Consider the following 22,519-nt stretch of genomic DNA (forward strand, 5'->3'; position numbering starts at 1 on the left):
ATGGACTATCAGGGTAAAAAAGTCGTCATTATCGGGTTGGGCCTGACCGGGCTCTCCTGTGTTGATTTCTTCCTTACGCGCGGGGTGACGCCCCGCGTGGTGGATACCCGTGTCAGTCCGCCTGGTCTGGATAAACTGCCCGAGCAGGTCGAACGCTACGTGGGCGGATTACAGGAAGACTGGCTAATGGACGCCGACTTGATCGTCGCCAGCCCCGGTATCGCTCTGGCCACGCCCGCGTTATGCGACGCTGCGGAGGCAGGCATTGAGATCGTCGGCGATATCGAGCTGTTTTGCCGCGAGGCGCAGGCGCCAATCGTCGCGATCACGGGATCGAACGGGAAAAGCACCGTCACCACGCTGGTGGGAGACATGGCGCGTGCGGCCGGTTGGTCGGTAGGGGTTGGCGGCAACATTGGCGTGCCCGCGTTGGAACTGCTCAAGCAGGAGTGCCAGCTGTATGTGCTGGAACTGTCCAGCTTCCAGCTGGAAACAACCTGTAGCCTGCATGCCGCGGCGGCCACCATCCTGAACGTGACGGAAGATCACTCCAACCGTTATCCGTTAGGTCTGCAGCAGTACCGCGCCGCGAAGCTGCGCATCTACGAAAACGCCGCGGTCTGCGTGGTGAACGCCGATGATGCGCTGACCATGCCGGTGCGTGGCGCTGACGACCGCTGTCTGAGCTTCGGCGTGGACGTAGGCAACTATCACCTGAATCGGCAGCAGGGCGAAACCTGGCTGCGGGTGAACGGGGAGCGCGTGATCAATACGCGTGAAATCAAATTGGTCGGACAGCATAACTATACCAACGCGCTTGCCGCGTTGGCGCTGGCCGATACGGTGGGCATTCCCCGCGCATCCGCGCTGGCGGCGCTCACCGGCTTTACCGGTCTGGCGCATCGTTTCCAGCTGGTGCTGGATCGCAACGAGGTGCGCTGGATCAACGACTCGAAAGCGACCAACGTCGGCAGCACCGAGGCGGCGCTGAGCGGTTTGCACATCGACGGCACGCTGCATCTGCTGCTGGGCGGAGACGGCAAGTCCGCCGACTTCTCGCCGCTGAAGCCCTATCTTCAGGGCGATAACGTGCGGCTGTACTGTTTTGGTCGCGATGGCGATCTGCTGGCGGCGCTGCGTCCCGATATCGCGCAGAGTACCGAGACCCTGGCGCAGGCGATGACGCTCATTGCTCAGCAGGTCAGCCCGGGCGACGTAGTGTTGCTGTCCCCGGCCTGTGCGAGTCTGGATCAGTTCCGCAGCTTTGAGCATCGCGGCGATGAATTTGCACGTTTGGCGGAGGAACTGGGCTGATGCAGATGGCAGGGGCGATCGTGGAACGATTGAGACGCTGGGTCATGGGGACGCGCGAAAGCGATAACCTCAGCGCCGTGCTGTACGATCGTACGCTGCTGTGGCTGACGCTCGGACTGGCGGTGATTGGCTTCGTGATGGTGACTTCCGCCTCCATGCCGGTAGGGCAACGCCTCGCTGGCGACCCGTTCTTGTTCGCCAAGCGCGACGGACTCTATCTGGCGCTGGCGTTCGGCTTGTCGCTGATCACCATGCGGGTGCCGATGGCCGTCTGGCAGCGTTACAGCCCGGTTTTGCTGCTGGTCGCCATCGTTCTGCTGCTGGTGGTCTTGGTCGTCGGGAGCTCGGTCAACGGCGCCTCCCGCTGGATTTCATTGGGGCCGCTGCGCATACAGCCTGCCGAGCTGTCGAAGCTGGCGCTGTTCTGCTACCTCTCCAGTTACATGGTGCGCAAAGTGGAAGAGGTGCGAAACAACTTCTGGGGCTTCTGCAAACCGATGGGCGTGATGGTGGTGCTGGCGGTGCTGCTGCTGGCGCAGCCTGACCTTGGCACCGTAGTGGTGTTGTTTATTACGACGCTGGCCATGCTGTTTCTGGCGGGTGCCAAACTCTGGCAGTTTCTGGCGATTATCGGCAGCGGCATCTTCGCGGTCTGTCTGCTGATTATTGCGGAACCGTACCGTATCCGCCGCGTGACATCGTTCTGGAACCCTTGGGATGATCCGTTCGGCAGCGGCTATCAGTTGACGCAGTCGCTGATGGCGTTCGGACGCGGCGAAGTGTGGGGTCAGGGACTGGGTAATTCGATTCAGAAACTGGAATATCTGCCGGAAGCGCACACTGACTTTATTTTCTCCATTTTAGGCGAAGAACTGGGCTATATCGGTGTGGTTTTAGCGTTGTTAATGATATTCTTCGTCGCCTTTCGGGCGATGTCGATTGGACGCCGCGCGCTGCAGATCGATCAGCGCTTTTCAGGGTTCCTGGCGTGTTCCATCGGCATTTGGTTCAGTTTCCAAACATTGGTCAATGTGGGAGCCGCGGCGGGCATGTTGCCGACCAAAGGGTTGACCCTGCCGCTGGTCAGTTACGGGGGGTCCAGTCTGTTGATTATGTCGACCGCCATCGTACTGCTGTTACGCATAGATTATGAGACGCGTCTGACGAAAGCGCAGGCGTTTACGAGGAGTGCCCGATGAGTGGCGAAGGCAAGCGTTTGATGGTGATGGCAGGCGGAACCGGGGGCCATGTGTTCCCCGGATTGGCCGTGGCACATCATCTGATGGCGCAGGGATGGCAGGTGCGCTGGTTGGGCACCGCTGACCGTATGGAAGCCGATTTAGTGCCGAAGCACGGGATTGAGATTGATTTTATCCGCATTTCCGGTCTGCGCGGCAAAGGGCTTAAAGCGTTGATCAGCGCGCCGGTGCGTATTTTCCGCGCGGTGCGTCAGGCGCAGGCGATCATGCGCGATTACCAGCCGGACGTCGTGCTGGGCATGGGCGGCTATGTGTCCGGTCCCGGCGGCTTAGCTGCGTGGCTATGCGGTATTCCGGTCGTATTGCATGAACAGAACGGCATCGCCGGGCTGACCAACCGCTGGCTGTCGCGTATTGCGAAAACGGTGCTGCAGGCGTTTCCGGGCGCATTTCCTAAAGCGCCCGTGGTCGGAAACCCTGTGCGCACTGACGTGTTGGCGCTGCCGTCACCGGCGGAACGCCTGGCGGACCGTAGCGGACCTATCCGCGTATTGGTTATCGGCGGCAGTCAGGGCGCCCGGGTGCTGAACCAGACGTTGCCGGGCGTGGCCGCCACGCTGGGCGACAGAATCACCCTTTGGCATCAAACCGGTAAAGGCGCGCAGGCTGATGTTCAGGCGGCGTACGCGGAAGCCGGACAGCCGCAGCATAACGTGGTCGAATTTATTGATGATATGGCCGCGGCTTATGCCTGGGCCGATGTCGTTGTCTGTCGTTCCGGGGCGCTGACGGTCAGTGAGATCGCCGCCGCCGGTTTGCCAGCGCTTTTCGTGCCGTTCCAGCATAAGGATCGGCAGCAGTACTGGAACGCGTTGCCGCTGGAACAGGCGGGCGCGGCCAAAATTATCGAGCAGGCCCAGATCAGCGTTGACGCCGTCAGCGATGTATTGGCCAGCTGGGACCGCGCTACGCTGCGCGACATGGCCGAGAAGGCCCAATCGGTCGCCATTCCTGATGCGACCGAGCGCGTTGCGGCAGAAGTCGTCGCAGCGGCGCGTACACAAGACGTGGCAGCGGTTCAACATTAATCATGACATCGCCGGACACAGGACGGCGATCAATAAGGTAGCGATAGGTAAAGTGAATACACAACAACTGGCGAAACTGCGTTCAATCGTGCCCGAGATGCATCGCGTCCGGCACATCCACTTTGTTGGCATCGGTGGTGCTGGCATGGGCGGTATCGCCGAAGTTCTGGTTAATGAAGGCTATGAGATTAGCGGTTCCGATTTGGCACCGAATGCCGTTACGCAGCAGCTGAGTGATTTAGGCGCGCAGATCTATTTCCACCACCGTCCGGAAAATGTGAACGGCGCGAGCGTGGTGGTCGTTTCCAGCGCCATTTCCGGCGACAACCCGGAAATCATTGCCGCGAAGGAAGCGCGTATCCCCGTGATTCGCCGGGCGGAAATGCTGGCGGAACTGATGCGCTTTCGTCACGGCATTGCTGTGGCGGGAACACACGGCAAAACGACGACGACGGCGATGGTGACCAGTATTTACGCGGAAGCCGGTCTGGACCCCACCTTCGTCAACGGCGGGCTGGTGAAAGCGGCAGGTACGCACGCGCGACTGGGATCCAGTCGCTACCTGATTGCAGAAGCGGACGAAAGCGACGCGTCTTTCCTGCATTTGCAGCCGATGGCGGCGATCGTGACCAATATCGAAGCCGACCATATGGACACATATCAGGGCGATTTCGAGAATCTGAAGCAGACGTTCATCAACTTTCTGCACAATCTGCCGTTTTATGGACACGCGGTGATGTGTCTGGACGATCAGGTGGTCCGCGAGCTGCTGCCGCGTGTAGGGCGTCATGTGACGACATACGGATTCTGCGACGATGCGGATGTGCGCATCGCCAGTTATCGCCAGGTCGGTGCGCAGGGCCACTTTACGCTGGCGCGTCAGGGGAAACCTCTGCTGCACGTGACCCTGAATGCGCCTGGCCGCCACAATGCATTGAATGCGGCGGCGGCGGTTGCGGTCGCCTCAGAAGAAGGGATTGAAGACGACGCGATCCTGCGGGCGCTCGAACGTTTCGAAGGCACCGGCCGTCGTTTCGACTTCCTGGGCGAATATCCGCTGGAGTCGGTAAACGGCAAAAGCGGCGCGGTCATGCTGGTCGATGATTACGGCCATCATCCCACCGAAGTGGACGCCACGATTAAAGCGGCGCGAGCGGGCTGGCCCGAAAAAAGGCTGGTAATGGTTTTCCAGCCTCACCGCTATACGCGTACGCGCGATCTGTATGACGACTTCGCGCACGTGCTGTCTCAGGTGGATGTTTTGCTGATGTTGGATGTTTATTCAGCAGGAGAAACACCTATTCCTGGGGCCGATAGCCGCTCTTTATGCCGTACGATTCGCGGAAGAGGTAGGATTGATCCGATTTTGGTGCCGGATATAGAGACTTTACCTGAATTGTTAGCACCGGCACTGCAAGATGGTGACCTCGTCATGGTTCAGGGCGCAGGTAATATCGGCAAACTGGCCCGCAGGCTGGCGGATTCTCGCTTACAGCCGCAGGTCAAAGGGTAAAAGTAAATGACTGAGAAAGTGGCTGTATTGCTGGGTGGTTCATCCGCAGAACGCGAAATCTCTTTGCTCTCGGGGCAGGCCGTATTGGCCGGGCTGCGTGAAGCGGGAGTGGATGCGCGCGCGATAGACCCCAGTGACTTCCCGGTCAGTTACCTTAAAGAACAAGGCTTTACCCGGGTATTCATCACGCTGCACGGGCGCGGTGGCGAAGACGGCTCCATGCAGGGCGCGCTGGAGCAGCTGGGGCTGCCATATACCGGCAGCGGCGTGATGGCGTCGGCGCTGACGATGGATAAGTGTCGCACCAAGCAGATTTGGCAGGCGTCAAATTTACCGGTAGCGCCTTATATCGTGCTGAATCGGCATCAGTTTCAGCGCAGTAATCCATCTGGTTTGCTAAAGTTAGTAGAACCTCTTGGTATGCCATTGATTGTCAAGCCGAGTCGGGAAGGTTCCAGCGTCGGAATGAGCAAAGTCGAACAGGCTGAAGCCTTACCTGCGGCGTTGGAAGCGGCTTTCCATCATGACGAAAACGTGATGGTGGAGAAGTGGTTGAGCGGTCCGGAGTTTACGGTGGCTATTCTCGGTAACGAAACCTTGCCGTCGATTCGCATTCAGGCGACAGGCACGTTTTACGACTATCAGGCGAAGTACGAGTCGGAAGACACCCGTTACTTTTGCCCCAGCGGTCTGACTGCGGAGCAGGAAAGCGAACTGGCTTCTCTGTCGCTGGCGGCCTACCGCGCGCTGGACTGCAGCGGCTGGGGACGGGTTGATGTGATGATGGACGACGACGGCAAATTTTACCTGTTAGAGGTGAATACCTCTCCGGGGATGACCGAGCACAGCCTGGTGCCGATGGCTGCCAAAGAACATGGCCTGACGTTTCCACAATTGGTGACACGTATTTTGGATCTGGCGAGCTGATATGTCGCAAGCGGCGCTTAACACACGCGGACGCGAGCCCGAATCGAACGGCGCGCGTCGCAGCAACGGCGGCCAACTGGCGGGCATGATTTTCCTGCTGATGGTGGTGGGCACCATCGCCTGGGGCAGTTGGATGGTGGTGGGATGGATGCAAGACGCCAGCCGGCTGCCGCTGTCTCGGCTGGTGGTGACGGGAGAAAGAACCTACACCACCAACGACGATATTCGTCAGGCGATACTGTCGCTCGGGGCGCCGGGAACGTTTATGACGCAGGACGTCAATATCATCCAGCAGCAGATTGAACGACTGCCGTGGATTAAACAGGCCAGCGTGCGTAAGCAGTGGCCTGACGAATTAAAGATTCATCTGGTTGAATACGTGCCCTTTGCACGTTGGAATGACCAGCTGATGGTGGACAGCGATGGAAACGCGTTCAGCGTACCGGCGGAACGCATCGGTAATAAGAAGATGCCGATGTTGTACGGGCCGGAAGGCAGCGAGGCCGACGTGCTGGAAGGGTATCGGAACATGAACCAGATACTAAGCGCCGGCAAGTTTCAGCTGAAAATGGTTGCGATGACCGCGCGCCATTCCTGGCAGGTGGGTCTGGAAGACGATATCCGCCTGCAGTTGGGACGCGACGATCAGGCTCGCCGTCTGGCGCGATTTATTGAGTTGTATCCGCTTCTTCAACAGCAGGCGAAGGACGGGAACAAGCGGATTAACTATGTGGATCTGCGTTACGACTCAGGCGCAGCGGTAGGTTGGGGTCCGGCGTTTATCGATCAGCAACAAGACATTGATCGTCACCAAAACGGTAATCAGCAACAGAATCAGGCACAGGCTAAACAGCAATGATCAAGTCGACGGACAGAAAACTGGTAGTTGGGCTGGAAATCGGTACAGCAAAAGTGGCTGCGCTGGTAGGGGAAGTTCTGCCCGATGGCATGGTCAATATTATCGGTGTGGGTAGTTGCCCGTCACGGGGTATGGATAAAGGCGGCGTGAACGACCTGGAGTCGGTGGTGAAGTGCGTACAGCGCGCCATTGACCAGGCTGAACTGATGGCGGACTGCCAGATTTCATCAGTTTATCTGGCGCTGTCCGGCAAACATATCAGCTGCCAGAACGAGATTGGCATGGTGCCGATCTCTGAAGAAGAAGTGACGCTGGACGACGTGGAAAGCGTCGTCCACACGGCGAAATCCGTACGCGTACGCGATGAGCATCGCATCCTGCACGTCATCCCGCAGGAGTACGCGATCGACTACCAGGAAGGCATCAAGAATCCGGTAGGGCTGTCCGGCGTACGTATGCAGGCGAAGGTGCATCTGATCACCTGCCATAACGATATGGCGAAGAACATCGTCAAAGCGGTTGAACGCTGCGGTCTGAAAGTCGATCAGCTGATTTTCGCCGGACTGGCATCCAGCTATGCGGTGCTGACTGAAGACGAACGCGAGCTGGGCGTTTGCGTGGTGGATATCGGCGGCGGCACCATGGATATGGCGGTTTACACCGGCGGCGCGCTGCGCCACACCAAGGTGATCCCGTACGCAGGCAACGTGGTCACCAGCGATATCGCTTACGCTTTCGGCACTCCGCCTACGGACGCCGAGGCGATCAAAGTTCGCTACGGCTGCGCGCTGGGCTCTATCGTGAGCAAAGACGAAGCGGTTGAAGTTCCCAGCGTGGGCGGTCGTCCGCCGCGCAGTCTGCAGCGTCAGACATTGGCCGAGGTTATCGAGCCGCGTTACACCGAGCTGCTGAATCTGGTGAACGACGAGCTATTGCAGTTACAGGAGCAGTTGCGTCAGCAGGGCGTCAAGCATCACCTGGCGGCCGGTATCGTGCTGACGGGTGGAGCCGCACAGATTGATGGCCTGGCCGCATGCGCCCAGCGAGTGTTCCATACGCAGGTTCGTATCGGGCAACCGCTGAACATCACAGGCCTGACGGATTATGCGCAGGAGCCTTACTACTCTACGGCGGTAGGGTTGCTGCACTACGGTAAAGAATCTCACCTGAACGGTGAGCATGAAGTGGAAAAACGCGCCTCAGTGAGCCACTGGTTTAAACGCCTGAACAGCTGGCTGAGAAAAGAATTTTAACGGTTATCAAAAGAGATCCTGGCACAGCTTTTTTGATCTCGAAGTAACACAGGCACAAGACGGAGAGAAACTATGTTTGAACCTATGGAATTAACCAACGACGCGGTGATTAAAGTCATCGGCGTCGGTGGCGGCGGCGGTAACGCGGTCGAGCATATGGTGCGTGAACGCATTGAAGGCGTTGAGTTCTTTGCGGTCAACACTGACGCTCAGGCACTGCGCAAAACGGCGGTTGGGCAGACTATCCAGATCGGTAGCGGTATCACCAAAGGTCTGGGCGCCGGGGCTAACCCGGAAGTCGGCCGTAACTCTGCTGAAGAAGACCGCGAGGCATTGCGCGCGTCTCTTGAAGGCGCCGATATGGTGTTTATCGCTGCGGGTATGGGCGGTGGTACGGGGACGGGCGCTGCGCCGGTTGTAGCCGAAGTGGCTAAAGACCTGGGCATTCTGACCGTTGCCGTCGTGACCAAGCCGTTTAACTTCGAAGGCAAAAAACGCATGGCGTTTGCGGAACAAGGTATCGCGGAGCTGTCTAAGCACGTGGATTCCCTGATCACCATCCCGAACGACAAATTGCTGAAAGTTCTGGGACGCGGTATCTCCCTGCTGGATGCGTTCGGCGCTGCCAACGACGTGCTGAAAGGTGCGGTTCAGGGTATCGCTGAACTGATTACCCGCCCGGGGTTGATGAACGTCGACTTCGCGGATGTTCGCACCGTGATGTCCGAAATGGGCTATGCCATGATGGGTTCCGGCGTAGCGCGTGGCGAAGACCGTGCGGAAGAAGCGGCCGAAATGGCGATCTCCAGCCCGCTGCTGGAAGATATCGACCTGTCCGGCGCTCGCGGCGTTCTGGTCAACATCACGGCGGGCTTTGACCTGCGTCTGGATGAGTTCGAAACGGTCGGTAACACGATTCGTGCTTTCGCGTCCGACAACGCTACCGTGGTTATCGGTACGTCTCTGGACCCGGAAATGAACGACGAACTGCGCGTTACCGTGGTGGCGACAGGCATCGGCATGGACAAACGTCCGGAAATTACGCTGGTGACCAACAAGCAGAGCAGTCAGCCGGTAATGGACCACCGTTACCAGCAGCATGGCATGTCGCCTCTGCCGCAGGAAAAACCGGCTGCCGCCAAGGTCGTCAACGACCAGAACACGCAGCCTAATAAAGAGCCGGATTACCTGGATATCCCGGCGTTCCTGCGCAAGCAGGCCGATTAACCGGCCGCTTGGTTGGAATCTCCGCTCTTTGTGCTAAACTGTGCCGCCGGCCTTGGTATAGACTAAGGCCGTTGGTTCGGATTAAATGCGAGATAATACGATGATCAAACAACGTACATTAAAACGTATCGTACAGGCGACAGGGGTCGGTTTGCATACCGGCAAAAAAGTCACCCTGACCATGCGTCCTGCACCGGCAAATACCGGGGTCATCTATCGTCGCACTGACTTGAATCCACCGGTTGATTTTCCGGCTGATGCCAAATCCGTGCGTGATACCATGCTCTGTACTTGCCTGGTCAATGAGCATGACGTGCGAATTTCTACGGTGGAGCATCTGAACGCCGCGCTGGCAGGATTGGGCATCGACAACGTGATGATCGAAGTCGATTCTCCTGAAATTCCTATTATGGACGGCAGCGCCAGTCCGTTCGTTTACCTGTTGCTGGACGCCGGCATTGAAGAACTGAACTGTGCTAAGAAGTTCGTTCGGATCAAAGATACCGTGCGCGTAGAAGATGGCGACAAGTGGGCGGAACTGAAACCTTATAACGGTTTCAACCTGGACTTCACCATCGACTTCAATCACCCGGCGATAGACTCTGGCGCACAGCGCTACAAGTTAGAGTTCTCTGCGGACTCTTTCGTCCGTCAGATCAGCCGTGCGCGGACCTTCGGCTTCATGCGGGATATTGAATATCTCCAGTCCCGTGGTCTGTGCCTGGGCGGCAGCTTTGACTGCGCGATTGTCGTCGACGACTACCGCGTGCTGAACGATGACGGTCTGCGTTTTGAAGATGAATTCGTTCGTCACAAAATGCTGGATGCCATTGGCGACCTGTTTATGTGTGGCCACAACATCATTGGTGCCTTCACGGCATTCAAGTCGGGTCATGCGCTGAACAACAAACTGTTGCAGGCTGTGCTGGCGAAACAGGAAGCGTGGGAATACGTGACCTTTGAAGATGAGGCGGAAATGCCGCTGGCGTTCAAAGCGCCTTCGACGGTACTCGCCTGACAAGTCAGAACAACAACTTGTCGTTTTTATGACTGGTTATCACTGGTTTTCTCTCCGGCCAGTGAAGCCAGTCTTTTTAATATCCGCTGTAACCTTTCCGGGCTGTTTTCCGCTAATCCATTCAATATTTCTGCACTCTGCGGACTCAGCGAACGTTGCTTCGGCACGTCCTTAGAATCAACCCCGGTGCTGGTGTCCGACAGCTTATTATTTTGATGTGCTTTAGCTGCCAGCGAAGGATTAATCCGGATGTCGATTGCTGCTAATGATGGTAGTATTTGAGCACGCAATGCGGAGAGTAATGCGGGCTGTTCATAACGTAGCCGCATCATCCAACTGGCGTTCGCCGTTTCCAGCACTAACAAACTGCGGCGATAATTTGCGACGCGGCACCAAGGGTGCATTTGCGCTGGCAATAGCGCGCAGACGGCGCGATTAAGTTTTACCAGCGCGGCAGCGCGCTGCTGAATATCTCGCAGCGGACCGCTTCCGGTTTCCGATGCGCTATCAAAAAAAGACTCTAGTGATTGTGGACGACTATCACGCATAACGCAGGCTCCGACGGACAGTAAACTTGTGATTGGTATTCTAAATCGTTGGCGACAATTTGGCAGACGTTATTTTTGGCCGCATCTCCTGTTGGGGATGGTCGCGGCTGGTTTTGGTCTGCCCGTTAGTCTGTGCGAATCCCAGAATGCCCCATCGCTGTCGACCTCGGCGATTAGCCGCCATAACGTTTCCGCCTTTAGCCTGACCGATCTGGTGGCATTAAAAGAGGCTCATCGACGTTCATCCGTCGGCATTGATTATTGGCATCAGCATGCCATTCGCACCGTTATCCGGCATCTGTCATTTGCTCTGACGGCGCCGCAGCCTTCTACGGTGGCTGAAGCGGTGGTGTCCTCGCCCGCACAGCATCAGATCCTGATTGAAACACTCCACGCGTTGTTGACCCAGGAAAATAGGGTGCCCGCGCTGGATGTCTCGACGTACTTCTCCGCAGTATCTTCGCTATTCCATCATTCCGGCATCTGGCTTGCCCAGACGATGGGGATACGCGCCGGACCGCTTAACTACCCCCCTTTTTTCTGTTAACACGCGCAATAGCCGGGTGAGATAGCCTGGTTTTCTGTTGTTATGCCACAGTAGATACGGTGGCATTGTAGAGATTAAAATTATTATGTTAGTGAAACTATTAACCAAAGTTTTCGGTAGCCGTAACGACCGTACCTTACGCCGTATGCGTAAAACTGTAGATGTGATCGCCCAGCTTGAACCCGCAATGGAAAAGCTGTCTGACGACGAGCTGAAGGCTAAAACGCCGGAGTTCCGTGAGCGCATCAAGAAAGGCGAAACGCTGGAAGCGCTGTTACCTGAGGCCTTTGCCGTCGTGCGTGAAGCAAGTAAACGTGTTTTCGGTATGCGCCACTTCGACGTTCAGATGCTGGGCGGGATGGTCCTTAATGAACGCTGCATCGCCGAAATGCGTACCGGTGAAGGTAAAACGCTGACGGCGACGCTGCCCGCGTATCTGAATGGTCTGACCGGCCGCGGCGTGCATGTTGTTACCGTGAACGACTATTTGGCACAGCGTGATGCCGAGAACAACCGTCCGTTGTTTGAGTACCTCGGTCTGACGGTAGGGATCAACCTGCCTGGCATGCCAGCGCCAGCGAAACGCGAAGCGTATGCGGCTGACATCACTTATGGTACCAACAACGAATATGGTTTCGACTACCTGCGTGACAACATGGCGTTCAGCCCGGAAGAGCGCGTTCAGCGCCCGCTGTTTTACGCTCTGGTGGATGAAGTTGACTCCATTCTGATCGATGAAGCGCGTACCCCGCTGATCATCTCTGGCCCGGCAGAAGACAGCTCCGAGATGTATATCCGCGTCAATAAAATCATCCCGTCGCTGATCCGTCAGGAAAAAGAAGATTCCGACACCTTCCAGGGCGAAGGCCACTTCTCCGTGGATGAAAAATCCCGTCAGGTTAACCTGACCGAACGCGGTCTGGTCAAAATCGAAGAGCTGCTGGTGAACGAAGGCATCATGGATGAAGGCGAATCCCTGTACTCGCCTTCCAACATTATGCTGATGCACCACGTTACCGCTGGCCTGCGAGCGCATGTTCTGTTCACGCGCGACGTCGATTACATCGTTAAAGACGGTGAGGTCATCATTGTCGATGAACATACCGGCCGTACCATGCAGGGGCGTCGCTGGTCTGACGGTCTGCATCAGGCTGTTGAGGCGAAAGAGCACGTCACCATCAATAATGAAAACCAGACGCTGGCCTCCATTACCTTCCAGAACTACTTCCGCCTGTATGAAAAACTGGCCGGGATGACGGGGACGGCGGATACCGAAGCCTTCGAATTCAGCTCTATCTATAAACTGGATACCATTGTTGTACCGACGAACCGTCCGATGATTCGTAAAGATTTGCCCGATCTGGTGTACATGACCGAGCGGGAAAAAATCGACGCTATCATCGAAGATATCAGAGAGCGTACGGCGAATGGCCAGCCGGTGCTGGTGGGGACGATCTCGATTGAGAAATCCGAAGTGGTTTCTGACGCGCTGACGCGCGCCGGAGTCAAACACAACGTGCTTAACGCCAAGTTCCATGCCATGGAAGCGGATATCGTCGCACAGGCCGGTCGTCCGGGCGCGGTGACCATCGCCACTAACATGGCCGGTCGTGGTACGGATATCGTGCTGGGCGGCAGCTGGCAGACTGAAATCGCCCAGCTTGAAGCCCCGACGGATGAGCAGATCGCGGCAATCAAAGCCGATTGGCAACTGCGTCACGACGCGGTGCTGGCTTCGGGCGGTTTGCATATTATTGGTACCGAGCGTCATGAATCGCGTCGTATCGACAACCAGCTGCGTGGCCGTTCCGGTCGTCAGGGGGATGCCGGTTCTTCCCGCTTCTACCTTTCCATGGAAGATGCCCTGATGCGTATCTTCGCTTCTGACCGCGTGTCCAACATGATGCGTAAGCTGGGGATGAAGGAAGGCGAAGCAATCGAGCATCCTTGGGTGACCAAGGCGATTGCCAATGCGCAGCGTAAGGTAGAAAACCGCAACTTCGATATTCGTAAGCAGCTGCTGGAATACGATGATGTGGCGAACGACCAGCGCCGGGCTATCTACACTCAGCGTAATGAGCTGCTGAACTCAGTCGATATCAGCGAAACGATCAACAGCATTCGTGACGATGTATTCAAAGTGACCATCGATAACCATATTCCGCCGCAGTCTCTGGAAGAAATGTGGGATATCGAGGGTCTGGAACAGCGTCTGAAAAACGATTTCGATCTGGACATGCCGATTGCAGAATGGCTGGAAAAAGAGCCACAGCTGCATGAAGAAACGCTGCGTGAACGTATCCACGAACAGGCGATGGAAGTTTACGCCCGCAAAGAAGAAGTCGTGGGTGTCGATGTGATGCGCAACTTCGAAAAAGGCGTCATGCTGCAGACGCTGGACTCCTTGTGGAAAGAGCATCTGGCGGCGATGGACTATCTGCGTCAGGGCATCCATCTGCGCGGCTATGCGCAGAAAGATCCGAAGCAGGAGTACAAACGTGAGTCGTTCTCCATGTTCGCCGCGATGCTGGAAGCGCTGAAATATGAAGTCATCAGCACACTGAGCAAAGTTCAGGTCCGTATGCCGGAAGAGATCGAAGCGTTGGAACAGCAGCGTCGCGAGGAAGCCGAACGTCTGGCAGGCCAGCAGCAACTGAGCCATCAAAGTGAAGTGGCTGCCGCACCGACTGCCGGTGGTTCATCTGAGCGTAAAATCGGCCGTAACGATCCTTGCCCTTGCGGTTCAGGCAAGAAATACAAACAGTGCCACGGACGTATCCAGAACTAGTCTTCATTAGGGCTGAATAACATCATCGATAAAAATAAAGGCGGTCATTGACCGCCTTTTACTTGGGGAAAGGCTTATGACGCAAAAACCTTTGTCAGTCGCGGTAGGGATTATCCGTAACGCCCAGCGACAGTTTTTTATCGCCTGCCGTCAGGCTGGCTCGCACATGGCCGGTAAATGGGAGTTCCCGGGGGGAAAAGTCGAAGCGGGAGAGACGCCCGAACAGGCGCTGATTCGTGAATTGCGTGAGGAAACGGGGATTGAAGCGCGCGATCCTCAGGCGCTCACGGATAAAACGTTCTCCGCAGGCGATCGGCTCATCACGCTGCATTTTTTTCTGGTGGAGCATTGGCAGGGGGAGCCATACGGACGGGAAGGTCAGCCGTCGCGTTGGCTGACCGTCGATGAACTCAAAGAAGAGGAATTTCCGCCAGCGAATGCGGAGATGATCCGCTGGCTAAAACAGTCGGCGTAACACCAAAGTTTAATACTTTGTTTCGCTCCAGTTTTCGCTGTCAGTAATCGCTTCATTACTGGGAATACGTTTTTCTTCTTCTGCCCATTCCCCAAGATCGATTAGCTGGCAGCGTTTGCTGCAGAAAGGGCGGTAAGGACTTTGTTCTCCCCACACCACAGGTTTGGCGCAGGTCGGACATTTTACGGTGGTGATATCGTTGCTCATCGTGTTAACTCCTAACAGCAGGCCAGTTCGAACGTCAGGCGGTCGGGCACTTGTCCATGCTCGCTGTCCAGCGGCATGAAGCGAATCGCATAACGGCTCTTGTGACCAGAAATTTGTGGGTAAAGCTGATATTCCTGTGCGATCTGTATGCGCAGCAGGTCGGCATCGGCTGCATTGTCCTGATAGAAGCCTTTCAGGCTGATTTGCGGACGGAAGATCGCTGAGTTGCGGATGAGGTCCAGAATCATCCCCAACGTCTGTTCAAATGGCGCGACGCTGTCGAGCCAGGCGCCGACCTGCCGGTTTCGGTACTCCACAGGCTGATGCAACCAGGTATGCAGCGTCGGCAAGTCGAAGTTACAGCATCCTCCAGGAATACTCAGCCGTTGGCGAACCATGCCAATAAGACGATCTTCACGCAGGCTCTGACCCATACGCGGGGCGGCCATTAGTTGGCTGGCCTGCTGGCGTAGCTGCTGGCGAAAGGCATCGATTCGCGCCTGGTCGACGCCGGGAACGTCCTGCCACTGCGTCAACTTCTGCTGCTGGCGTTCCAGTTCCTTCATCAAGTCGGGACGCACATCGCCGCGTTCCAGTACATCCAACAGGTCGGTGGCGGCGCGGAAAAAGCTCAGCGCATCACCGATGTGTTCCAGTGTCTGGTTGTCATGCATCTGTTGGAGCAAAAACTCAAGACGTAGCCACGTCCGCGTTTTCTCATTCAGCGGATATTCAAATAATAGGGTTGAGGAAGCATCACTCATTATTTTGTCATCCTGTCGTTTGCGGATGCCGCCAGCTCAAGATAGCGCTGATGCAGCATGGCAATTTGTGGAGCTAGTTTGCTCTGGCTAAGGCTATTGTCGATGATGTCGTCGGCATAAGCCAGACGCTGTTCTCGCGAAGCCTGTGCGGACAGAATTTTTTCCGCCTGTTCAAGGGACACGCCATCACGCGCCAGCGTGCGCTGTAGCTGAATCTCCGGGGTGACGTCTACGACCAGAACACGTTGCGCCTGCGATTGCAGGCTGTTTTCAATCAGCAGGGGAATGACCCACATCACATACGGGCCGGGGGCGGCAAGCAACTGGCGCCGGGTTTCCGCGTGGATCAACGGATGTAGCAGTTGGTTGAGCCACTCTTTTTCACGTTCGCTGGAAAAAATCTTTGTCCGTAGGGCGGAGCGATTGAGCGTACCGTCGGCGTTGAGTATCTCGGGGCCAAAGCGTTTTGCGATAGCGGACAACGCAGCTGTTCCGGGCTCAACGATCTGACGGGCGATGATGTCTGCATCAATAATGGTGATGCCTTGCTGGGCGAAACCTTCAGCGACGGTGCTTTTGCCGCTGCCGATACCGCCTGTGAGCGCTACGATGTATGCCATGGTATCGTTCTGCAAAATTACCGGTAAATTTACGGGATTCTAGCCTAAATAAAGGTAAATTCGCAGTCTTGCCGCAGGATTATTCGCGCGTATGATGAGGTCACTGGATATGGTTTTAATGCATACCGACTGTCTCTCTGACGGTCTTCGCCACTAACCAGGACACCTCCTTATGCGTATTGAAGAAGATTTAAAGTTAGGCTTTAAAGACGTTCTCATTCGTCCCAAACGCTCTACCCTGAAGAGTCGATCGGAAGTTGAACTGGCACGCGATTTTACCTTTATGCATGCGGGCTGCCGTTGGTCCGGCGTGCCGGTCATTGCGGCTAATATGGATACGGTAGGTACTTTTCGCATGGCTCAGGCGTTATCCACGTTCGGAGTTCTGACAGCCGTTCATAAGCATTACTCCGTTGAACAGTGGCAGCAGTTTGTCGCGCAGTCGTCAGAAGAGGTATTGCGCCATGTTATGGTCTCTACGGGGACGTCAAACGACGATTTTAATAAGTTGAAGCAGATTCTGGCTTTGTCGCCGACGCTGAAATTTATTTGCATCGATGTCGCCAACGGCTACTCCGAGCACTTTGTCTCCTTTGTACAAAAAGCGCGTGAGGCGTGTCCTGATAAAGTCATTTGTGCGGGCAATGTGGTCACCGGCGAAATGGTCGAGGAGCTGATTCTTTCGGGTGCGGATATCGTTAAGGTCGGGATTGGTCCTGGTTCCGTTTGCACCACCCGGTTGAAAACGGGCGTGGGCTATCCGCAGCTGTCGGCGGTCATTGAATGTGCCGATGCCGCGCATGGTCTGGGGGGACAGATTGTCAGCGATGGTGGTTGCTCTGTGCCGGGCGATGTCGCCAAAGCTTTCGGTGGCGGCGCTGATTTTGTGATGCTGGGAGGGATGTTAGCGGCACACGATGAGTGTGAAGGAACCATCGCCGAAGAAAATGGCCAGAAAATGATGCTGTTTTACGGTATGAGTTCGGCATCCGCGATGGAACGCCATGTGGGCGGCGTAGCCGGTTATCGTGCTGCGGAAGGTAAAACCGTCAAGCTTCCGCTGCGAGGGCCGGTGGAGTACACCATCCGCGATATTCTCGGCGGTTTGCGCTCAGCCTGCACTTATGTTGGCGCTTCACGCCTGAAAGAGCTGACCAAACGCACGACGTTTATTCGTGTCGCCGAGCAGGAAAACCGGATTTTCAACGTATAACCCTCGGTGTCTACTAGACTGACGGGATCAGGCTCCCGTCAGTACCTGACCCAATTGGAATATGGGCAGATACATCGCTATCACCAGCGTACCGACAATCACGCCCACCGTCCCCATCAATAATGGCTCCAAGGTATGAGGCAGCTTGTCTGCAAACTGCTGCGTACTTTTTTCATGCCATTCGGCCAACTGTGTAAACAGGTGCTCCAACGCGCCAGTTTCTTCTCCGACTCTAATTAGCTGTGGACAGGGAGCAGGGAACAGCGGTGAGCGTTCTAGCGCCTGACTCAGTGGTATGCCGCGCTCAATGAGGCTTTGTATCTCTTTCAATTCTCTCTGATAAAGCGGATGTCCAAGCGTCGCGGCTGCGTCCAATCCGGCAGGTAGCGGCAGCCCTGCACCGTGAGTCATCGCCAGCGTATGGAATATCTGGCTGAGGCAGCGTCCGCGAATCAGTGTGGCGATACCCGGCGCTTTGAGCCACAGGCGTTGTTCCCTGTAACGCCAGCGTGGATAGGTTTTGCGTAGCCAGCCGTAAGCGACTGTGAGAGCAATGCTTGTGGTGACGAAAGTCGCGCCATTGCGTACGCACCGTTCCGAGAGGGTCAGCAAGGTCTGTGTGAGCAGGGGAAGCGGGGCGTTGAATGACGCGTAAAGCCGACCAAACTCGGGTAACACTAGGGTAACCATCAGCGCGCTCACGATCAGCACGGCGGCGGAAACGAAGAGGGGATAGCGTAATGCTTTGGCGACCTTATGAGCTAATTGCTGACGTGCCTCCTGATAGGCGGCGAGCCGCTGGCAGCAGTCCCCCAGTTTGCCCGTCAGTTCGCCTGCGGCAATCAGGGAGCAATACATGGGCGGGAAAATATGGGGATAGTGCCGAAACGCCTCTGCCAGCGTGACCCCCTGTGCTATCTGACGGCTAACGGAGTATAAGACGCATCGCCACGCCGGTTTGTCATGCTGCTGCGCCATGAGATTCAATGATTCCAGCAGTGGAAGCCCCGCCTTCAATAGCGAACCGAGCTGATGAATGACGGCCGTAAGCTGCGTGCCGTGCCAGGTATAGCGGGTCAGATACTGGCGGACCTTGAGATTAAGAGGTTGATAGCCCTGTTCTAGCAGATGGTCGAACACCTGTTGGCGTTGGCTAGCGATAAACTCGCCACAACACAGCTCGCCGTTTCCACCCAGGGCCTGCCAGTCGTATAGCTTTTGCATCACCATCTCACTCTTTCTCCTCCATTCCGTCTCCGACCACTCGATAGACCTCATCCAGCGAGGTTATGCCTTCGTTGACTAAAGCCAGACCGGCACGAAATAGCGAGTGTGGTCGGGAGTGCCGGGCATGCGTGTTGTCGTATGACACTTCCCCGTTATCCGCCAGCGTTTGCTGTAGCGCAGGAGATATGGCTAACAGGTCGTAAATCGCTACGCGGCCGTAATAGCCTGAAAAACAGTGGTTGCAGCCCTGCGGGCGCCATTGCTTCAGAGGGCCAGACCAGGATGCATGGGAAGAAACTGTTTCCGCAGGCACGGGCTGGCGACAGTGGGAGCACAGTCTGCGAACTAAGCGCTGTGCAATGATGAGTTTTAGCGCCGAGGCGAGCAGATAACCGGGAACGCCAAGGTGTCTCATTCGCGTGATGGTCTCGCTAGCAGAGTTCGTATGTAACGTGGATAGAACCAAGTGGCCGGTTTGCGCCGCTTTGACGGCAATATCCGCCGTTTCGGCGTCGCGAATTTCTCCTATCATGATGACGTCGGGATCCTGACGCAGCAGTGCTCGCAGCACTCGACTGAAGTCCAATCGACTTTTCGTGTTGACGGCGGTTTGATTGATCCCTTCCAACGGGATTTCAACGGGGTCTTCCACGCTGCAGATATTACGGCTGGTCGTGTTAAGCCAGCGTATGGCGCTGTATAGCGTGAAGGTTTTACCGCTCCCCGTTGGTCCGGTCACTAAAATCAAGCCCTGAGGCAGACGCAGAACTCGTTTGAACGCCTTTAATGCGCCGGTGGTAAGCCCTAGCGTGTCCAGTGTTAGCGCCTGTTGCTGCGTTTGTAATACCCGCAGTACGACCTTCTCTCCCGTTTGTATTGGCAGAGTGGCGATGCGTAGTGAATAACATTCCCGATCAAGCTGTAGGGTGAACTGGCCGTCCTGCGGCAGACGACGTTCAGCGATATCCAGCTTTCCCATGATTTTAAGTCGAGCGATCAGTCGGGGTGTTAGTTCGTCAGGCGCTGACGGCACTTCCTGCAAAACCCCGTCAATGCGCAGTCGTATCCGGCAGTGCATTGTCATCGGTTCAAAATGGATATCCGAGGCTCGTCGCTGAATCGCTGAACTCAGCGTCTCGTTGATGAATTTGACCACCGGAATGTCTTCCTGTTCTTCGACCTCGGGTGTGGGCTGATAGATTGAGGCTTTCTCCATGGCGCTTTGCGGAGGGGCAAGCTGTTTTTCCAGTCTGGCGGCAGGCCATTTTTCGACCAGCACCCGACGATTGCTGGCGAATTTCAGTGCCGTCAGCATTTCTGTGGCGGGGGCGTTGCCGACAGCAATGGTAATAGACTGCTCATCTATGGTCAGAAGCAAAGCGTGGTAACGCCGGCACAATATCTTGAGTTCATCGCTGAGTCTTGGTGTCGTCATGGGATCACCCTGTCGCATTAGAGGCATCATCCAGACGGAAAACGTCCAGACAGGCCTGCCTGAGCATATCGGCCCCGGCTTCCGCCAGGCAGTTTTTAGTCCAGCTCAACGATCCTGTCTGAGACTCCAACGTCGGCGTAATAACCACGCTGAGCCCCTGTAACGAGGATTGACCCGTCAACGTGATGATGCCTCGCGAAATGGTAACCTGACTGATGTAACGTGTGGAGGTTGCCGCTGGAATGCCCTGATTACCCGCATTGCAAAGGGCCAGATCGGCATTGCTTAGTCCACAGAGGTCGACGGCCATTTTGTAGGACGCCGCCGTTTGCAGCATGTCGGTCATCGCCGCTTTTTGCAGGTATCCCTGATAGGCCGGAATTCCCAAGGCGCTTAGTACGGCAATGATGACAATCACTACCATTAGTTCAATCAGCGTAAATCCTTGCTGTAACATGATTTCAATCCTTGATGTGGCGGATGGCGGCAGCATATGGGACGGCATAGACTTCGGCGACAGCCGATAAACTCATTCGGAATGCGCTTCGCAAACTGTTTAAATGGTTGCAGTCAGCCTCCATTTTTTTGCCGGACGCCTTCCGATTTCTATATTTGTCGCAGCAGGGGAGTGGCGCTAAGCGGTATGCTAGCGATAAATGTGGGGCGCAGAGGAATGTTTCACTGACGCGTTAAGCCGCATAGCAGGTGAATGACGAGCAGAGGAAACATGCTACGCTTTGGTCTGTGTGAGCCGCTTGTGGCGCAGAGGATCTCGCATAAAACAACAGGTTAATGGGAGCTGGCGGATGGAATTGATAGATGGATGGCTAACGGATGTGGCGCGGGTCCCATCCCCTCATTGCGATGACCGGCCCGAGGGAGATATTCCCTCTCTGCTGGTGATACACAATATCAGCCTGCCGCCGGGAGAGTTTGGCGGTCCCTATATCGATCAATTGTTTACCGGAAGACTGCAGGCTTCGGAACACCCTTTTTTTGCCGAGATCAGTCACCTGAGAGTCTCAGCGCATTGCCTGATTCGTCGCGACGGCAGCATCGTGCAATATGTGCCCTTTGACCGTCGGGCTTGGCATGCGGGCGTTTCAAAATTTGAAGATCGCGAACGCTGTAATGATTTCTCTATCGGCATCGAACTCGAAGGGACCGATACGCTCCCTTTCACGAATGATCAATACCGTCAGTTGGCGTTGGTCACACGGCTATTATGTCTGGCCTACCCAATTACACCGAATCGAATTTGCGGTCACAACGATATTGCTCCAGGTCGTAAAACCGATCCCGGTCCTGCTTTCGACTGGGATAGATATCGACATTTAGCGCAGGAATAGCGAGCTACAAAGGGAGTCCAAATTAATGACGCTGTTTACGTTGTTGCTGGTTTTGGGATGGGAACGTCTGTTTAAACAGGGCGAGCACTGGCAGTTGGATCACCATTTTGCGGTGAGGCTGCGGCATCTGTCTTCACCGTCCTTGATACAAACTTTGTATTTGACGGTGGCGGGTATGGCCATAACCGCGCTGCTGATGTGGTTGGTCAGCGGCTGGCTGTTTGGTCTGCCGATGCTGATGCTTTGGGTCATTATCGGTTTGCTCTGCGTGGGCGCGGGCGAGGTGAGGCTGCACTATCACCGTTATTTGCAGGCGGCTCAACGAGGGGAAGCGGATGCGGAACGTCAGATGTCCGCTGAGTTAGCGCTGATTCATGGTTTACCCGTGGATGCCAATGAATCGGAAAGGCTTAAGGAATTACAGAATGCGCTGCTGTGGATTAATTTCCGTTATTACCTGGCTCCGCTGTTCTGGTTTGTGGTCGCTGGACCTTACGGCCCCATTGCGTTAGTGGGTTATGCCTGCCTGAGGGCGCGTCAAACGATGCTCGCTCGCTATCACACGCCGCTGGAACGCGCTAATTCTGGCGTGGATACATTATTGCATTGGCTGGACTGGATCCCCGTGCGGTTGGCTGGAGCGGCTTATGCGTTGCTGGGGCACGGTGAAAAAGCACTGCCTGCCTGGTTTGCCGCTTTATTGGATTTTCATAGTACCCAGTATTGGGTGCTGACTCAGCTGGCGCAATTTTCCCTGGCGCGTGACCCTCACATTGATCCTTTAGCAACGCCGGTCGCGGCAGTGAAGTTAGCCAAAAAGGTGACGCTGGTGATTGTGGTGGTGGTGGCGCTATTGACGATCTACGGCGCTCTGGTATGACTCTCTGCCTGAAGCCTGAAGCCTGAAGCCTGAAGCCTGAAGCCTGAAGCCTGAAGCCTGAAGCCTGA

General features: G+C 55.9%; 22 protein-coding genes. 15 read left to right on the top strand and 7 right to left on the bottom strand.

The window, feature by feature from the left end; all coding sequences use genetic code 11:
* The 9 genes from murD (at position 1) to lpxC (ending at position 10,398) form a co-directional block, all read left to right on the top strand.
* Positions 1–1,314: a UDP-N-acetylmuramoyl-L-alanine--D-glutamate ligase gene (gene murD, locus Q7O77_RS00210; protein WP_304162106.1), complete on the top strand. Its 1,314-nt coding sequence runs from the start codon at positions 1–3 to the stop codon at positions 1,312–1,314.
* Positions 1,314–2,513 (top strand): cell division protein FtsW, encoded by a 1,200-nt coding sequence (gene ftsW, locus Q7O77_RS00215; RefSeq protein ID WP_304162109.1) that lies wholly within the window; start codon positions 1,314–1,316, stop codon positions 2,511–2,513. Before murD ends, ftsW begins: the two co-directional genes overlap by 1 nt.
* Positions 2,510–3,601, top strand: coding sequence for an undecaprenyldiphospho-muramoylpentapeptide beta-N-acetylglucosaminyltransferase (murG, locus tag Q7O77_RS00220; protein WP_304162111.1), 1,092 nt, complete (start codon positions 2,510–2,512; stop codon positions 3,599–3,601). The genes ftsW and murG overlap by 4 nt, the downstream gene beginning before the upstream one ends.
* A 52-nt stretch (positions 3,602–3,653) precedes the next feature.
* A complete protein-coding gene (gene murC / locus Q7O77_RS00225) occupies positions 3,654–5,114 on the top strand; it encodes a UDP-N-acetylmuramate--L-alanine ligase (protein WP_304162113.1) in 1,461 nt (486 codons plus the stop codon).
* A gap of 6 nt (positions 5,115–5,120) precedes the next feature.
* A complete protein-coding gene (locus tag Q7O77_RS00230) occupies positions 5,121–6,041 on the top strand; it encodes a D-alanine--D-alanine ligase (protein WP_304162115.1) in 921 nt (306 codons plus the stop codon).
* A gap of 1 nt (position 6,042) precedes the next feature.
* Complete coding sequence (gene ftsQ, locus Q7O77_RS00235; RefSeq protein ID WP_304162117.1) at positions 6,043–6,900, top strand: cell division protein FtsQ; 858 nt, start codon at positions 6,043–6,045, stop codon at positions 6,898–6,900.
* Positions 6,897–8,153, top strand: coding sequence for a cell division protein FtsA (gene ftsA / locus Q7O77_RS00240; protein WP_085652373.1), 1,257 nt, complete (start codon positions 6,897–6,899; stop codon positions 8,151–8,153). The genes ftsQ and ftsA overlap by 4 nt, the downstream gene beginning before the upstream one ends.
* Before the next feature lie 72 nt (positions 8,154–8,225).
* A complete protein-coding gene (gene ftsZ / locus Q7O77_RS00245; protein WP_085652374.1) occupies positions 8,226–9,380 on the top strand; it encodes a cell division protein FtsZ in 1,155 nt (384 codons plus the stop codon).
* Between the two features lie 100 nt (positions 9,381–9,480).
* Positions 9,481–10,398 carry a UDP-3-O-acyl-N-acetylglucosamine deacetylase gene (gene lpxC, locus Q7O77_RS00250; protein ID WP_074728283.1) on the top strand — a complete coding sequence of 306 codons (918 nt, stop codon included), beginning with the start codon at positions 9,481–9,483 and terminating at the stop codon, positions 10,396–10,398.
* Between the two features lie 26 nt (positions 10,399–10,424).
* Here lpxC and Q7O77_RS00255 read toward each other — a convergent pair whose 3' ends face one another.
* On the bottom strand, positions 10,425–10,946 hold the full coding sequence (locus Q7O77_RS00255) for a DUF721 domain-containing protein (RefSeq protein WP_304162128.1): 522 nt from the start codon (positions 10,944–10,946) through the stop codon (positions 10,425–10,427).
* Between the two features lie 28 nt (positions 10,947–10,974).
* On the opposite strand from Q7O77_RS00255, the gene secM reads away from it, so the two are divergent.
* The 3 genes from secM (at position 10,975) to mutT (ending at position 14,756) form a co-directional block, all read left to right on the top strand.
* A complete protein-coding gene (gene secM, locus Q7O77_RS00260; protein ID WP_304162131.1) occupies positions 10,975–11,493 on the top strand; it encodes a secA translation cis-regulator SecM in 519 nt (172 codons plus the stop codon).
* An 85-nt stretch (positions 11,494–11,578) separates the two neighbouring features.
* The gene (gene secA, locus Q7O77_RS00265) at positions 11,579–14,281 is read left to right on the top strand and encodes a preprotein translocase subunit SecA (protein WP_304162135.1); all 2,703 of its coding nucleotides are present in this window, start codon (positions 11,579–11,581) and stop codon (positions 14,279–14,281) included.
* Positions 14,282–14,357: 76 nt separating this feature from the next.
* Entirely contained in the window at positions 14,358–14,756 is a 399-nt protein-coding gene (gene mutT / locus Q7O77_RS00270) for an 8-oxo-dGTP diphosphatase MutT (protein WP_085689266.1), read from the top strand.
* 9 nt (positions 14,757–14,765) lie between these two features.
* Here the strand turns inward: mutT and yacG are convergent, their stop codons facing one another.
* From yacG to coaE, 3 genes are read right to left on the bottom strand one after another with little or no spacing between them, the layout of a single operon-like run.
* Positions 14,766–14,963, bottom strand: a complete 198-nt coding sequence (gene yacG, locus Q7O77_RS00275; protein ID WP_026739125.1) for a DNA gyrase inhibitor YacG — start codon at positions 14,961–14,963, stop codon at positions 14,766–14,768.
* A gap of 11 nt (positions 14,964–14,974) precedes the next feature.
* Positions 14,975–15,727 carry a cell division protein ZapD gene (gene zapD, locus Q7O77_RS00280; RefSeq protein ID WP_304162152.1) on the bottom strand — a complete coding sequence of 251 codons (753 nt, stop codon included), beginning with the start codon at positions 15,725–15,727 and terminating at the stop codon, positions 14,975–14,977.
* Entirely contained in the window at positions 15,727–16,347 is a 621-nt protein-coding gene (gene coaE / locus Q7O77_RS00285) for a dephospho-CoA kinase (RefSeq protein ID WP_304162155.1), read from the bottom strand. The genes zapD and coaE overlap by 1 nt, the downstream gene beginning before the upstream one ends.
* Positions 16,348–16,519: 172 nt before the next feature.
* Between coaE and Q7O77_RS00290 the strand changes: the two genes are divergently transcribed.
* The gene (locus Q7O77_RS00290; protein WP_304162158.1) at positions 16,520–17,560 is read left to right on the top strand and encodes a GMP reductase; all 1,041 of its coding nucleotides are present in this window, start codon (positions 16,520–16,522) and stop codon (positions 17,558–17,560) included.
* Positions 17,561–17,587: 27 nt separating this feature from the next.
* On the opposite strand, the gene hofC is transcribed toward Q7O77_RS00290, so the two are convergent.
* Genes hofC through ppdD form a run of 3 tightly spaced genes read right to left on the bottom strand, consistent with a single transcriptional unit; the run spans position 17,588 to position 20,679 of the window.
* Positions 17,588–18,790: a protein transport protein HofC gene (gene hofC / locus Q7O77_RS00295; RefSeq protein WP_304162160.1), complete on the bottom strand. Its 1,203-nt coding sequence runs from the start codon at positions 18,788–18,790 to the stop codon at positions 17,588–17,590.
* Position 18,791: 1 nt separating this feature from the next.
* On the bottom strand, positions 18,792–20,222 hold the full coding sequence (gspE, locus tag Q7O77_RS00300; RefSeq protein WP_304162163.1) for a type II secretion system protein GspE: 1,431 nt from the start codon (positions 20,220–20,222) through the stop codon (positions 18,792–18,794).
* 4 nt (positions 20,223–20,226) lie between these two features.
* Positions 20,227–20,679 (bottom strand): prepilin peptidase-dependent pilin, encoded by a 453-nt coding sequence (gene ppdD / locus Q7O77_RS00305; RefSeq protein ID WP_304162166.1) that lies wholly within the window; start codon positions 20,677–20,679, stop codon positions 20,227–20,229.
* A gap of 349 nt (positions 20,680–21,028) precedes the next feature.
* Between ppdD and ampD the strand changes: the two genes are divergently transcribed.
* Both ampD and ampE read left to right on the top strand, forming a co-directional pair.
* On the top strand, positions 21,029–21,571 hold the full coding sequence (ampD, locus tag Q7O77_RS00310; RefSeq protein WP_304162169.1) for a 1,6-anhydro-N-acetylmuramyl-L-alanine amidase AmpD: 543 nt from the start codon (positions 21,029–21,031) through the stop codon (positions 21,569–21,571).
* Between the two features lie 25 nt (positions 21,572–21,596).
* Positions 21,597–22,451 carry a beta-lactamase regulator AmpE gene (gene ampE, locus Q7O77_RS00315; protein ID WP_304162172.1) on the top strand — a complete coding sequence of 285 codons (855 nt, stop codon included), beginning with the start codon at positions 21,597–21,599 and terminating at the stop codon, positions 22,449–22,451.
* Positions 22,452–22,519 lie beyond the last annotated feature (68 nt).

It is taken from the genome of Lonsdalea britannica, from assembly GCF_946477055.1.
In the GTDB taxonomy this organism is placed as follows: Bacteria; Pseudomonadota; Gammaproteobacteria; order Enterobacterales; family Enterobacteriaceae; genus Lonsdalea; species Lonsdalea britannica_A.

Coding starts and splice junctions, on each gene's coding strand:
- mutT (WP_085689266.1), top strand. CDS start 14,358: ATGACGCAAAAACCTTTGTCAGTCGCGGTAGGGATTATCCGTAACGCC.
- ampD (WP_304162169.1), top strand. CDS start 21,029: ATGGAATTGATAGATGGATGGCTAACGGATGTGGCGCGGGTCCCATCC.
- ftsZ (WP_085652374.1), top strand. CDS start 8,226: ATGTTTGAACCTATGGAATTAACCAACGACGCGGTGATTAAAGTCATC.
- lpxC (WP_074728283.1), top strand. CDS start 9,481: ATGATCAAACAACGTACATTAAAACGTATCGTACAGGCGACAGGGGTC.
- zapD (WP_304162152.1), bottom strand. CDS start 15,727: ATGAGTGATGCTTCCTCAACCCTATTATTTGAATATCCGCTGAATGAG.
- yacG (WP_026739125.1), bottom strand. CDS start 14,963: ATGAGCAACGATATCACCACCGTAAAATGTCCGACCTGCGCCAAACCT.
- ftsA (WP_085652373.1), top strand. CDS start 6,897: ATGATCAAGTCGACGGACAGAAAACTGGTAGTTGGGCTGGAAATCGGT.
- ftsW (WP_304162109.1), top strand. CDS start 1,314: ATGCAGATGGCAGGGGCGATCGTGGAACGATTGAGACGCTGGGTCATG.
- gspE (WP_304162163.1), bottom strand. CDS start 20,222: ATGACGACACCAAGACTCAGCGATGAACTCAAGATATTGTGCCGGCGT.
- hofC (WP_304162160.1), bottom strand. CDS start 18,790: ATGGTGATGCAAAAGCTATACGACTGGCAGGCCCTGGGTGGAAACGGC.
- ftsQ (WP_304162117.1), top strand. CDS start 6,043: ATGTCGCAAGCGGCGCTTAACACACGCGGACGCGAGCCCGAATCGAAC.
- murG (WP_304162111.1), top strand. CDS start 2,510: ATGAGTGGCGAAGGCAAGCGTTTGATGGTGATGGCAGGCGGAACCGGG.
- ppdD (WP_304162166.1), bottom strand. CDS start 20,679: ATGTTACAGCAAGGATTTACGCTGATTGAACTAATGGTAGTGATTGTC.
- coaE (WP_304162155.1), bottom strand. CDS start 16,347: ATGGCATACATCGTAGCGCTCACAGGCGGTATCGGCAGCGGCAAAAGC.
- Q7O77_RS00230 (WP_304162115.1), top strand. CDS start 5,121: ATGACTGAGAAAGTGGCTGTATTGCTGGGTGGTTCATCCGCAGAACGC.
- Q7O77_RS00255 (WP_304162128.1), bottom strand. CDS start 10,946: ATGCGTGATAGTCGTCCACAATCACTAGAGTCTTTTTTTGATAGCGCA.
- ampE (WP_304162172.1), top strand. CDS start 21,597: ATGACGCTGTTTACGTTGTTGCTGGTTTTGGGATGGGAACGTCTGTTT.
- Q7O77_RS00290 (WP_304162158.1), top strand. CDS start 16,520: ATGCGTATTGAAGAAGATTTAAAGTTAGGCTTTAAAGACGTTCTCATT.
- secA (WP_304162135.1), top strand. CDS start 11,579: ATGTTAGTGAAACTATTAACCAAAGTTTTCGGTAGCCGTAACGACCGT.
- murD (WP_304162106.1), top strand. CDS start 1: ATGGACTATCAGGGTAAAAAAGTCGTCATTATCGGGTTGGGCCTGACC.